This is a genomic window from Jiella mangrovi (genome assembly GCF_017815135.1).
GTDB lineage: Bacteria > Pseudomonadota > Alphaproteobacteria > Rhizobiales > Rhizobiaceae > Jiella > Jiella mangrovi.
Map to the genome: position 1 here is coordinate 299,287 of NZ_JAGJCF010000004.1, position 11,543 is coordinate 310,829.

At 55.1% G+C, this 11,543-nt stretch carries 11 protein-coding genes, 1 tRNA gene and 1 pseudogene; 5 read left to right on the top strand and 8 right to left on the bottom strand.

Annotated elements, in window-relative coordinates; genetic code table 11:
- The first annotated feature begins 23 nt into the window (after positions 1-23).
- From J6595_RS08880 to J6595_RS08890, 3 genes are read left to right on the top strand one after another with little or no spacing between them, the layout of a single operon-like run.
- Complete coding sequence (locus tag J6595_RS08880) at positions 24-524, top strand: hypothetical protein (RefSeq protein ID WP_209594097.1); 501 nt, start codon at positions 24-26, stop codon at positions 522-524.
- Positions 521-754, top strand: coding sequence for a hypothetical protein (locus J6595_RS08885; RefSeq protein WP_209594098.1), 234 nt, complete (start codon positions 521-523; stop codon positions 752-754). The genes J6595_RS08880 and J6595_RS08885 overlap by 4 nt, the downstream gene beginning before the upstream one ends.
- Positions 751-2,172, top strand: a complete 1,422-nt coding sequence (locus J6595_RS08890; protein ID WP_209594099.1) for a type IV secretory system conjugative DNA transfer family protein — start codon at positions 751-753, stop codon at positions 2,170-2,172. Before J6595_RS08885 ends, J6595_RS08890 begins: the two co-directional genes overlap by 4 nt.
- Here J6595_RS08890 and J6595_RS08895 read toward each other — a convergent pair.
- The 7 genes from J6595_RS08895 to J6595_RS08925 form a co-directional block, all read right to left on the bottom strand.
- Entirely contained in the window at positions 2,159-5,899 is a 3,741-nt protein-coding gene (locus J6595_RS08895) for an NACHT domain-containing protein (protein ID WP_209594100.1), read from the bottom strand. The two genes, J6595_RS08890 and J6595_RS08895, sit on opposite strands and share 14 nt — an antisense overlap.
- A gap of 456 nt (positions 5,900-6,355) precedes the next feature.
- Positions 6,356-6,688 carry a DUF3768 domain-containing protein gene (locus tag J6595_RS08900; protein ID WP_209594101.1) on the bottom strand — a complete coding sequence of 111 codons (333 nt, stop codon included), beginning with the start codon at positions 6,686-6,688 and terminating at the stop codon, positions 6,356-6,358.
- Positions 6,685-6,930 (bottom strand): hypothetical protein, encoded by a 246-nt coding sequence (locus J6595_RS08905; protein WP_209594102.1) that lies wholly within the window; start codon positions 6,928-6,930, stop codon positions 6,685-6,687. Before J6595_RS08905 ends, J6595_RS08900 begins: the two co-directional genes overlap by 4 nt.
- 305 nt (positions 6,931-7,235) lie before the next feature.
- Positions 7,236-7,727, bottom strand: a complete 492-nt coding sequence (locus J6595_RS08910) for a GNAT family N-acetyltransferase (RefSeq protein ID WP_209594103.1) — start codon at positions 7,725-7,727, stop codon at positions 7,236-7,238.
- A gap of 1 nt (position 7,728) precedes the next feature.
- Positions 7,729-8,007 (bottom strand): type II toxin-antitoxin system TacA family antitoxin, encoded by a 279-nt coding sequence (locus J6595_RS08915; RefSeq protein WP_209594104.1) that lies wholly within the window; start codon positions 8,005-8,007, stop codon positions 7,729-7,731.
- A 79-nt stretch (positions 8,008-8,086) separates the two neighbouring features.
- Positions 8,087-8,509 carry a hypothetical protein gene (locus tag J6595_RS08920; RefSeq protein ID WP_209594105.1) on the bottom strand — a complete coding sequence of 141 codons (423 nt, stop codon included), beginning with the start codon at positions 8,507-8,509 and terminating at the stop codon, positions 8,087-8,089.
- Positions 8,510-8,536: 27 nt separating this feature from the next.
- A complete protein-coding gene (locus tag J6595_RS08925) occupies positions 8,537-9,304 on the bottom strand; it encodes a hypothetical protein (protein ID WP_209594106.1) in 768 nt (255 codons plus the stop codon).
- A gap of 236 nt (positions 9,305-9,540) precedes the next feature.
- Here J6595_RS08925 and J6595_RS08930 point away from each other — a divergent pair, with 236 nt between their 5' ends.
- Together J6595_RS08930 and J6595_RS22940 are read left to right on the top strand one after the other, a co-directional pair.
- Positions 9,541-9,840 carry a hypothetical protein gene (locus J6595_RS08930; RefSeq protein WP_209594107.1) on the top strand — a complete coding sequence of 100 codons (300 nt, stop codon included), beginning with the start codon at positions 9,541-9,543 and terminating at the stop codon, positions 9,838-9,840.
- 32 nt (positions 9,841-9,872) lie between these two features.
- Positions 9,873-10,844: pseudogene (locus J6595_RS22940) on the top strand (recombinase family protein); the annotation flags it as partial.
- A 541-nt stretch (positions 10,845-11,385) separates the two neighbouring features.
- On the opposite strand, the gene J6595_RS08945 reads toward J6595_RS22940, so the two are convergent.
- Positions 11,386-11,462 (bottom strand) — tRNA-Arg (locus tag J6595_RS08945).
- Between the last annotated feature and the right edge of the window lie 81 nt (positions 11,463-11,543).

Here is an 11,543-nt window from a genome sequence, read left to right on the forward strand (position 1 = left end):
CGAACAACAGTCAGGATAACGGGATGGCGTTCGCCATCGCGCTCGTGGGTGCGGGCCTTGCCTTCATCGGCATCTTTCTCTTTGCCGTGCTGGCGTTTCTCGCCGTCATCATGACCATCCTGGCGCTGTGCGCCTGGATGAAGCCGCTCAAACTTGGCAGCATCACCGTCGAGCCGCATGAGGCGCGTCTCTTTATCTATCGCGGGCTGGCCGGCGCGGTCCTCGTCCCGGCCTTCGTGGTCTTCTCCGCCATCCTCATCGGCTTCAAAATCAATCCAGACTGGTGGTTCTACATGGTGGTCGGCGGTTACGTCGTGGGCTCGGTCGGCATCGCCATCCTCGAAGCATCGAACGAGGATGAAGACAAGGCGGAAGACGCGCCGCCCATGCCGGCACCGAGCGCGCTGGAGCCGCCGGCCCGCGTGCGCCATGAGGGCCGCGAGCCGGTCCGCATGAAAGGTCCGGCGCGGTCTGCCGAACCCTTCCGCTTTGCCAGCTGGGATGACGAGGAGGAGTTCAAATGAGCGTCCGCCGCCTGTTCGAGCTCTACGAGATCGCCTGGATGTTTGAATCACACGCGCAGCAGCGTCTGGGTTGGCGCGATGCAGCGGAAGCGAGACGCGCGCGAATACGCAGCGAGCGACTGGCCGCGCAGCAGCTTCAGGCGATGCTGGACGCCAACCCCAGCGGGTCGCTGGGCCACGCGCACCTCGATGACGAGGAGGCGCTGCGCCGCGCCGGTCTCCTGCCATGACCGGGACGGACCTGACGCCATCCTTCCTGGCGGACCTTGCAGACGCGCCGCGCCGGACTATCCGGCGCGGCATCGAGCTTGGCTTCTTCAATGGTCAGCCGCTGATCTATGACGGGACGGAGCCCGTCGCCATCGACGCCCAGGCCGGCAAGGGCAAGCTGACGCGCTTTCTCGGCGTCAATCTCGTCTCGCCGCGCACCGCGCACTTCACCAAGATCATCACCGATCCGAAGGACGCGGAGCTGGCCTGGATCAGCTGGAAGACGCTGGAGCGGGAAGGCTACCGGGTGCGGTTTATCAATCCCCGCCGCATCCACGGCTATCCGACCGAGTCTTTCAACATCAACACGCGCCTTCTCGAAGTGGCCACCGATCCGGCCCTGCGCGGCACGGTGAATGACGCGGCGTATGACGCGGCCAGCTATCTCGTTCCGGTCGATAGCGACATCAAGAACCGCTGGATCGGCCAGGGCGTGCGCACCGCCTTTGCCCTCTACAACAAGATCACCCCCCTTTTTCCCTCCCGCCGCTGGTCCTGCTCGCCGGGGGGCTTGTGGGACTTCTTCGGGCGGGGCCGGCTCGAGATTGCCGACGATCTTCTGGTGTGGGCAGCAGACAATAGGATGGAGGATGATTCCGGCATGTGCCGGCTGGTGGCCAGCTGGACCGACAGCCAGGATCAGTGGAATGCCTATTCCTCGATGATGGTGGAACGGCTCCAAGGCTTCCAGCCCGGCACGACGGCGCGAGAGGTCACGTCATCGAACACCTTCGATCCGGCGGACATGAAGACCGAGCGCACGGCGCTGTTCATCATGGGCGCGGCGACGTCCGAGACGAGCCGGACATTCGTCGGCGCAATGACGGCGGCCATCGTCGAGCGGTTCGCTGCCGCGCCCGGCCCCTTACGCGCCCTCCTCATCGGCGAGGAATGGGGACAGCTCTATGTCTCGAACTTCCATGAAATCCTGACCCTTTACCGCGCGGGCGGCATCAACTTCGTCGGCGTGTTCCAGAACGCCCCGGCGCAGATCGAGGCGAGATATGGCAAGGAGATCGCCCGCATCTGGAAAAAAGCCGTGGCGCACACCCTCTATCGCGGCCTGCCGGATACCGACACGCTGAAAGAGATCGAACACCGGTCCGGCAAAACCTCCGTTATGATCCGGGGATTCAACGTCAACCAGAACCAGGTCAGCGGCTCGGGCGACAATCTGGTCGAACAAGCCGTGCCCCTGCTCCAGGTCGAGGACATACGCGAAGCCACAGGTGGCGAGACAGGCTTGCTCGAATCGAGGGATCAAGGGTATTTCATCGTTGACCTGCCAGAGTTCTGGGAAAGATTACAGTTAAGAGGTCTGTTACGTTCCATCAAGGATAATATAGACGGTCCGAAGATGAATACTAATCACTCATAGCTTTAGTCTCGAACCAGCCTTGCGAACGAGCTGTGTCTAATAGCGCAACCGCTCTAGAGCCAGCCTGCGATTTAAGTTTCCGGTCCGCTTCACCCACGAGCTGCAACGGAAATAAATCGACGTCCTTTGAGACTTCAACGGCAAGACCAAGCGGCAGATCCCTCCAATAACCATAAACCATCGGGGTGCTCACCCCCCGCTTATACAACTCTTTAATTAATGGTATAGCGACGCCGCGCTTTCCTTCATCTGTACAATATTCCATCATAGCTCCCATACAGAAAGAGGTCTCTTCGCGGGTCAACTCAACGGAACTTTGTAAAAGCGCAACAACTAACTTGTATTGCTCAGCAGGGGTAACGCGTCGACCAAGGAACACGCACATTCGAGACGACATGTTGGCGACCTCATTGGCTTGTTCATGGTCAAGGCCCAATGCGCCCTGTCTTGTGATTACTCGAAGATGGTTAGCTTCGCGCGTTACGTCCTGCCAATCATCAGGAGCCAAGCGCTTCAATGCCTCACTGACCACATTGCGAATTTTCCAAATCGTGGCGGGTGTGCCCCAGACTTGCAAAAATATCAACATCCTCTTTAGTGATGCGGGATCATACTCATCTGAGAGATGACTTTCCCACCAACGATACGCACCCGACTTAAGACGAATATATCGAGCTACACTTACAAGATCATCCGTCTTGCTTAGCGAGCCGCCATCACCTGAGATTCCGCTCGACCGTATACCCGCCGCTATAAGCGCAACCCGATCAATTGCAGGCTGATCGCCCCAAGCCGCGCGCATTTTCTCAACTAGCAAACTCCAATGCTCAAGAGAGCTTGATAGCGACGCCGTATCAGTATGGATAAATCTATTATACTCACTGATAACTGCTTCTTCTGAGGCGGTAAAACCACGAGCGTCCTTCTGTTCGTTTTCAATCTTTTCGCGCCGTTTGCTTCCACCACGATAAGGTGAAAAACGCTGGGACAATACATCTACCAGTGTCGTATTCTCGTCACTTAGTGCAAGTGTATATTGATACACATTGAACATAGACGCCATATTGTACAACAAGACGTTCTCGCGAGGACCAACAGTCGTTAGCGGCATCGGTACGTCGGCGAGTATAAGGGCCTTTGCTTCTGCTTCATACTTTGAACGTTCGAGATAATCAAATCTATCGAACATCAGCATACCACGTATCATACTAATCTCAATATGGATACCACGCTTTTCAACATCATGGAGCGAAAGTTCTGAAAATATTTTTAGCGCGATACCAATTTCGGCATGTGCTTCTTTTCCAACATGGCCGATAAGGCTGATCCATTTCTCAATTCGTTCTTCTACAGAGGAATTTTTATTTAAAATAGACGCCAAAGCAAATCGTTCGTCTGAATTGCACGAATCAATTATTTGCTTCCAAAGAATTTCAAGAAAATCCTGCCTACCGCTTCGGTCTGGCAAGCTTGACCAGTGCGACGAACCAACCTCCTCAGGGTTGGCTGCAAGTTGACGAAGATTTGGATACTCGCCGATAAAATTGACAACTCTTTTAACCGCATGTTGATACGCACTGAACACCCAGTCGCTTAAAAGCATCATTGCAACGCTTCGCGGGTGACTCGTGTTTTTAAAAATGGATGATTTTGACATCTCCTCAAGTTCAAATGCTAATGTAAGAAGCTCTCCTTTGGTAAAACAACCACCATAGAAGCGAGCGACGTTCAGCCAATACGGATTTGATACTAAAGCTTTAAACCGCTCAAATTTGTCGCCTTTATAGTGCTCATCGGATACGGAGTAGGGTGCTGTCTCGAACAAGTGTCGCGCGGCGAAATACTCTCTTAGGGGTTGCACCTCAAACTCGTATGTTCCCTGTACCCTCGAAACCAATGCGCCAACCCGTTCAATTATTCCGTCGAACAAGTCATTTATAATCGTAGTATCCTCGCCCTCACGATCGAGATATTGAAATAACTCACTGCGCAGCGCACCATACTCAATACTCCCGTTTTCTCCGCCTTCTGCAGCAGTCTGAAGCTTCCAAGCCAAATACCTATGAATATCGATCAATATCTCGCGGTTTTCGCGCACAATCTCACTTTTCTCCGACTCGCGGGAAAAAAATGTGTCCATGTAAGCATCGTACATCGACGTTCGCTTTTCCGGGAGGGACGAACCACGACTGTTTATTAGTGAGAGCAGGATCGTCAACTGCATTGGATTCTTTGACAAGTATTCGGTGTGCGCCTCCTGCATCTTTACGTCCAGTGTTTGCTGGAGTTGCAACGCCTCGTTTCCCTTCAGGCCTTTCGCCTTCGTCCAGCGTTTTGTGTAATCATCGATTTGTCTTCGCTCAAGCGGTAGTAACTCGAAATACGACCAGCTCTCTCTCGGAAAAATTACGGATTTGGCAAAGGCAGCGGGTCTACTTGTTACGATAGCCATAACAGGTCGCTCACTGGAATTCGAGATCCTGTTCACACCACGGCTTATTTCTTCGACAAGCTGCTTTCTCAACCCTACATCTGCAACCTCGTCAAACCCATCTAACGCCATCAAGATTTGACTTGCGCGGGCGATCTGCGTTAGGTCCGATACATTGAATTCATGCCCGCCAGAGGTTAGTCGAACTTGAGCTGCCAAAAACCCCTCAAGGGAACGAGGTTCGCTATCAGGCAGAGAAGTTGCTTTTGATACAAAGGGATTTGTGCCTGAGATCCATTTCGCAAGATCCCGCAGGTCGACACGAAAAGGCACACGGATTGGAATCCCAGAGAACGATTTCGGAATATTAGCAAGATCAGATTTTTTGTTCAATAGATGCATACGCAGCACCTGACATATAAACTGTGTTACTGTGGATTTTCCCTGCCCCGGCGCACCCTCAATGACTATTCGCCTGACGGACGAAAGCGCTGTTTGCAATATAAAGTCAGCGGCGAGTTCGCTGTTATCGCCGAAACCCACAATATACTCTCTTGCGTTACTATAGACGACCCGTGGGCTTGCTCCGACGTAGCGAATGGATCTGTGAACTCTTTGTGGGTTAGATTTCGTGACACGCATAGGGAGATCGACAAATAAGTCGGTCATTGTGCTACGCAAGTCTGTTTGCTTGAATTTAAGCTCTTGGTCATCATCGTATTGAGAGCTGAGATACGCTTTTATAGCAGACATCCGCCGTTCACTATTCTCGCCAAGCTCACTGCGCATAAGGCTGTCTAATAAATCGGTAGCCTTTAGTATTTCCGGAAAACTCCATTTGATGGCAGGTTGTGCATTTAGTCTGGCGTCTAAATCATCGCGCCACCAGCAATAACTCGGGACACCAATAAATTCTGAAAGAAGGTTGTTGACTCGATCAATAGACCCGGCATCGATATGAGAGGTTCCTTTCAAATTGGTTATAAGGAAGTAGTTTTTCATTCCACGGGCTCTCAGCCGCTCAATTTTAGGAGCCTCACTTTTGATCAAGGCTTCAATCATTTCTCTTTCTGTTTTGGAGTTCGGGTCTTTGACAAACTTGACCTGAAACACATTGAGTTCTTTTCCGTGCTTTGCAGCGGTTCGGTTGTAAAGTATTTGGTGACGGACAAAAGAGTCTCGTCCTCCGTCGGGCTGACCGACCGGAAGAGCTTGTGCCTCAGGAAATGATGAAGTGATCAAAACCTGGCATAACTGTTGGAATTTTTCGTCGCCCAAAATTTCATAATGATACATTTCGTTCCCGGCCCTAGTCAGCAGCTTTCAAGCGAAGGTTTGTTAAACATGTTAAGAGATGTTTGCGTATCATTGTCAACCGTTAGTTGTTCGTACTGAAACTAGCCAACGGCGCAGGGGGGATGCAACGGGGGGCTTTGCCCCCCTTGCCAAGATGCGGGGTATTACCCCGCACATCTTGCGATCTGCGATAGTGACGCCTGGACAGGATTTGAGCCGTTGGGCTGAACCATCTGACGCCGCCTTGCGCCCTCTCCGCTGGCCGCCTTCCTCTCCCATTTCAGCCGCCCGACGTTTCAGCTGCCGCCCACCCTATCCGCTCCCGCCGCGCTGTCCAGCCGAGCTGCCCGACGTCTCCTCCGCTGCCCACCGATTCCACCGCCGCTTTCCTCTTTCCACATGAGCGCGGGAACTCCGGCAGCCTGGTTGAGGCTGCCGGACATGCGGGCGGATCGATCAGTACTCCGACGCCAGCATGATCGTCAGCACCCGATTGGTGACAGCCGGATCGGACGCGTCCGGGCTGTGGCCTTCACAGGCGAGATCGTAATAGTCGATCTTCCAGAACACCTTCCCGGCTTCCGCTTGGTCGAACGCGCCGAAATCGTGCTCGCCGTGCGGATCGTTATCGCCGGTGAATACGTCGAAGGTTCGCACCCGGTTCAGGATCTCGGCCCGTCCTTCGGCGGACAAGGCGGCAATGCCCTGGGTCCAGAGGACGCGCCCACCGGTGAAGGTGGTGCGCAGGCCATCGTTCAGTGCCGCGATGCGCGCGGTGCGGGGGCTCATCGCCGGCCCCCGTTGTTCGCGGTTTCGACGGGCAGGAGGACGATGACGCCCTTTCTCTGAGGCAGTTCGACCGGGATAAGGTCGAGGTTCAGAATCGCGCCCGCCTTGCCGTTCTTCCGGGGCCAGACGGCGCCGATCTCCTTGGGCCGGGAGAGGATGTCTTTGCCCTCCCTGTCCTGACCGGTGATGCGGGAAAACGTAACCCGGTAGAGAGGGCGGTCTGCTTGGTGTGTCGTGCTCATGGTAACGTCTCCTTGTTTGGTTGCACGGGCTGGACCATCCAGCCGATGCGCAAAGGAGACCGGACCGGGCGGCGCGGGTCATGGCCAACACGGGAGCCGAGCGACAGCGAAGGCGAATGGAGCGGGCAGGCCATTGACCCGGAGAGCCGTCCCGAGGACGGTACACAGCGCATCATCACGGCTGGAGGTCAGGCCGGCAGCCGGATCGAAGGGGATTGTCAGGACGCGGCAACGCGCAAAAACGTCGGCACTGCAGGCGCTTCGACCGTATTACCGCTTAGGTTGGGTATGACAGTGGAGACGGATCAGGTGCCGAGGAGTGCGTCCATGGCCGTGATCGGCAGGACGAGGCGGTTCGTCGTGGCGGTGAGACGCCGGAAACCGAACCCTTCATAAAAGGCGGCGGCTTTCTCGTCCTTCGCCTCGACGATCATGCCGAGGATGCCGATCTGGCTCGCCGCTTTACGAGTGGTGTGGAAGGCATGGACGATGAGCGCGTCGCCATAGCCCTGGCCCTGCGAGCGCCTATCGACGGCGAGACGCCCGAGGAGCAGAAACGGGATGTCTTCGTAAGGGCCGGCCTGGACGTCATCCGGCAGATGATCGCGGCGGACCGAATGCGCGCTGATAGAATAATAGCCGATGATGGTGGGACCGTCGGCCAGGACGTAGATGCGCGTCAGGCTGCGCTTGAGGTCCTGGTTGGCGTAGCGCTGGAGATAGAGATTGAGGGCCGGAACGCCGCAATCGAATGATTTGCGGTCGTGGCCCTTCGGATCGAGCGCGGCGAACTCCACCTTATCGCTGGAGCTCGCGGAACTTCGTCGCCGCCTTCTTCATCCGCGGCGTCGGCGCGACGGGCGTATCGAGCGCGCCGAAGAAAGCGGTCCAGTCCTCAGCGGAAAATCGCGTCTTTTGATGCTCGGCGATGACCGCCTCCGCCTTCTCGCGGACGCTCTCCCGGATGAACTTGCTCTTGTCGAGCTTGAGATAGGCGCGCGCCGTGTCCATCATGGACAGCGTCACCGCATCCATGCGGACTTTGAGCATGTCGCCCTTGTCCGGTGTGTTCGTCATCGTTCGGTCCATCGTCGCACCTGCCTTCTCTCGATTATTATACCCACAAACGTGGGTATAATGCAATCAGCATGTTGGACTACCGTTCATGTCTGCGAAACTGAGCAAATGTTCGGTGCACGTGCTCACAAAGAGCTGGATCATTCGCCAACATCATAGCCAAATCTCCGGGCGATCTGCCCAGAGCATCAACGGCCTCTGTATCCGGACGCGCAGCTTCGCAAAAAAGATCGAACAAATCCTTGCGCCCCATAGCCGCAGCAATATGATATAGAGTATAATTCGTCTCCGGGCTTTTGTAGGAAAAGTCGATATCAGACTGAATGTATTTCTTAGCAAACCTTAGCGAACAGTCGTTCCAGACTGAATCTGCCAAATCTTTAGTCTTACGCATTGCTGTATTCTCATAAAAATCATGCCAATCATCTTGGGATAATTCCCACAGCAGCTCCTCCATCATAATGGCCAATGATTTTGCATTGTCGCCGGAAGGAACTGTCATAATTTCCTCAATTATTGAGCTTTTGTCCTACATTTTCGTAAATAAAGCAACATTCATCAAGTGTGCCAGTGGAGGCATTGTATTATATGGACGAGGAACATCGTTCGCATAGTCGAACCTCCGCCAGCCCTCAATGAATTTCTGGGCGTCGGAAGATGATAATGAGTTGCCATGCACAGCAACCAGCGCAGTCTTCAAGTCGGCAACCACATAATAATGCCTGATCGCCATGCGTTTCTGATCGGAAATACGTATCAGATGGTTTACCGAGCTAACCTCATAAAGTGCTCCAGTCCCTATAATAATTTCACGTGGCTTGATTGCAGAAGTAGCCAGTCCGTCTCCTTTATTTCCTACGAACTCAACAAATTCGGTTACACTGAATGAAGAGAGGTCGTTTCCGCTAAGTTCAAATAGTATCTTCCGGCGCTTTCGTGCATCCTGATTGTCGTCGCTATGGATGACGCGCCAATATCCATGCCATTTTGTGAAAAACGGATCATCCCTGGGGCGCCTGTTATGCATGCCGGTATCAAACTCAGGGAAGATTGTTTCGAAGTCCTGTTCTTTCAGTTGCTTTTGTGATCGCAACCAATTCACACACCAATCAAGCTTTGGTTCGGTAAGCATGGATATTTGTGCTGCAAATCGTCGAAGGGCCTCGCCCTCGATCAAACCGTGCTCCTCGTAGTCATACAACGTTCCGTCGATCTCGTCCGCCATCATACGCTGCGCAATTCGGCTCCATGACATCGGCTTGCCATTAACTAGAGAATTCTCGTGATAGAGGAGCAAGCGGGATCGAATGAAAGTGAGCTGGTACGCGCTGTAGTGCCTGAATGCCATTTTTATGCACCAAGAGGAATGCACGAGGAACTGCCGCGCAAAGCTAGATTATGATTCTCCTGACCGCAACGAACAGATGAATTGCGCAGAGTTCGCTCGGCGCATATAGGATTTATTTCCTTGTATGTTCCTGTATTGTTCTGTATACTTGCCCTCCGTGGCAGGTAAGCGAAAGGAGGCAGGCCATGACGAATGAAGATGAACTGGCGCTCGCCACGCGCGATGCTGCCAAAGCAAATGAGACACCCGTCCGGTCGCTCGATCTCGACGTGGACGCTTACATGAGCGAACTCGATGATTTCGACATGACCGAGGCGCAAAAGCGCGAGCTGCTGCAGACCCTGTGGTCGATCATGCGCGGCTTTGTCGATCTCGGCTTCGAGGTTGATGTCTGTTCCGCCGTGTTCGGTGAAGATTATTTGCTTCCCGAAGACGATTCAGCGGGCGTAGACTCGTCCCACACCAACAAACCGGAGACGCGATAGCCGCACCGCTTTTGCCCACGAGGAGACCCGCCATGCCCGTTACCGAGAACCGCTTTGCCGTCATCTACTGCCGGGTGTCCAGCATCAAGCAGACCACGGCAGGCGACGGCTTGCGCAGCCAGGAGACCAGGTGCCGCGAGTTTGCGCGGATGAAGAACTACGAGGTCCTTCACGTTTTCACCGATGACGTCTCGGGCTCCAAGGCCGAGCGGCCCGGCATGACCGCGATGCTGGCCTATATCAAGAAGCGCAAGGGCGAGCAGACCGCCGTTATCATTGACGACGTGTCGCGCCTCGCGCGCGGGCTCGATGCCCATTTGCAGCTGCGCGCCAAGATCCTCAAAGCCGGCGGCGTTCTTCAGTCTCCCTCCATCGAGTTCGGGGAAGACCCCGACTCAATCATGGTCGAAAACCTTTTGGCAACGGTCGCGCAGCACCAGCGGCAGAAGAACGGCCAGCAGACCAAGAACCGGATGCGGGCGCGCCTGCAGAATGGCTATCACGTCTTTCAGGCTCCCGTGGGGTATCGCTATGAGCGCGTTTCGGGGCGCGGCAAGATGCTCAAACGCGATGAGCCGGTGGCGTCCGTCATCATCGAAGCGCTCGAAGGCTATGCCTCGGGCCGCTTCGAGACGCAGGCGGATGTCATGCGCTTCCTCGAAAAGAGCCCCTTCTTCCCCAAACCGGCGGCAGGCCGCGTGACCAATGAGCGCGTAGCCGTCATGCTCAAGCAGCCCGTCTATGCCGGATATATCGAAGCGCCGGAATGGGGCGTAAGTCTGCGTCCGGGCCAGCACGAGGGGCTGATCTCCTTCGAGACCTACAAGCAGATTCAGGACCGTCTCAACGGCGTGAACCGGCTGCCGAAGCGCCGCAACCTCAACGAAGATTTTCCGCTGCGTGGGTTCGTTCTCTGCTGCGACTGCGACACGCCGCTGACCGCTTCCTGGTCGACGGGCTCGCATGCACGCTATCCGTACTACCTCTGCCGCAAGCGAGGATGTCCAAGCTACGGGAAGTCGATACGTCGCGATGAGCTGGAAGCGCAGTTTGAGACGCTGCTGCAGTCGGTCCAGCCGACCGAGCGGCTGTTCAAGGTTGCCACCGGCATGTTCCGGCAGCTGTGGGACCATCGCCTGGAGCAAGCCGAGAATCACGCCAAGGCGCTCGGCGAGCAGCTGCTCAAGATCGAAAAGCAGATCGGCCAGTTTCTGGATCGCATCGTCTCGTCGGACGTGCCGAGCGTCATCAGTGCCTATGAGCGCAAGGTGAAGGCGCTTGAAGAAGACAAGATCGTCATTAACGAGAAGCGGGCAATCGGCGCAAAACCCGTGAGCAGCTTCGACGATACAGTTAGAACGGCCCTCGGCTTCCTTGCAAACCCTTGGAATATATGGGCGGGAGGGCGTCTGGAGGACCGTCGAACAGTGCTGAAACTGGCCTTCACGGACCGGCTTCGCTACGACCGTGAAAAAGGATTTAGAACGGCAGAAATGAGTTTGCCGTTCAAGGTGTTAAAGCGATTATGCGGTGCTGAAGAAGGGATGGCGCGCCCGAAAGGATTCGAACCTCTGACCCCCAGATTCGTAGTCTGGTGCTCTATCCAGCTGAGCTACGGGCGCATTTGAAAGCGAGGTGAAGACCGGCTGGCCGCCCTCGTTGGCGCGGTAGGTAGCCGCTCCTTGCGCCGATTGCAAGCACCC

Excerpts from the sequence above, each read along its gene's own strand:
- J6595_RS08905 (WP_209594102.1), bottom strand. The coding sequence starts at position 6,930 with ATGAGCACGACACACCAAGCAGACCGCCCTCTCTACCGGGTTACGTTT.
- J6595_RS08915 (WP_209594104.1), bottom strand. The coding sequence starts at position 8,007 with ATGACGAACACACCGGACAAGGGCGACATGCTCAAAGTCCGCATGGAT.
- J6595_RS08920 (WP_209594105.1), bottom strand. The coding sequence starts at position 8,509 with ATGACAGTTCCTTCCGGCGACAATGCAAAATCATTGGCCATTATGATG.
- J6595_RS08895 (WP_209594100.1), bottom strand. The coding sequence starts at position 5,899 with ATGTATCATTATGAAATTTTGGGCGACGAAAAATTCCAACAGTTATGC.
- J6595_RS08890 (WP_209594099.1), top strand. The coding sequence starts at position 751 with ATGACCGGGACGGACCTGACGCCATCCTTCCTGGCGGACCTTGCAGAC.
- J6595_RS08880 (WP_209594097.1), top strand. The coding sequence starts at position 24 with ATGGCGTTCGCCATCGCGCTCGTGGGTGCGGGCCTTGCCTTCATCGGC.
- J6595_RS08900 (WP_209594101.1), bottom strand. The coding sequence starts at position 6,688 with ATGAGCCCCCGCACCGCGCGCATCGCGGCACTGAACGATGGCCTGCGC.
- J6595_RS08930 (WP_209594107.1), top strand. The coding sequence starts at position 9,541 with ATGACGAATGAAGATGAACTGGCGCTCGCCACGCGCGATGCTGCCAAA.
- J6595_RS08885 (WP_209594098.1), top strand. The coding sequence starts at position 521 with ATGAGCGTCCGCCGCCTGTTCGAGCTCTACGAGATCGCCTGGATGTTT.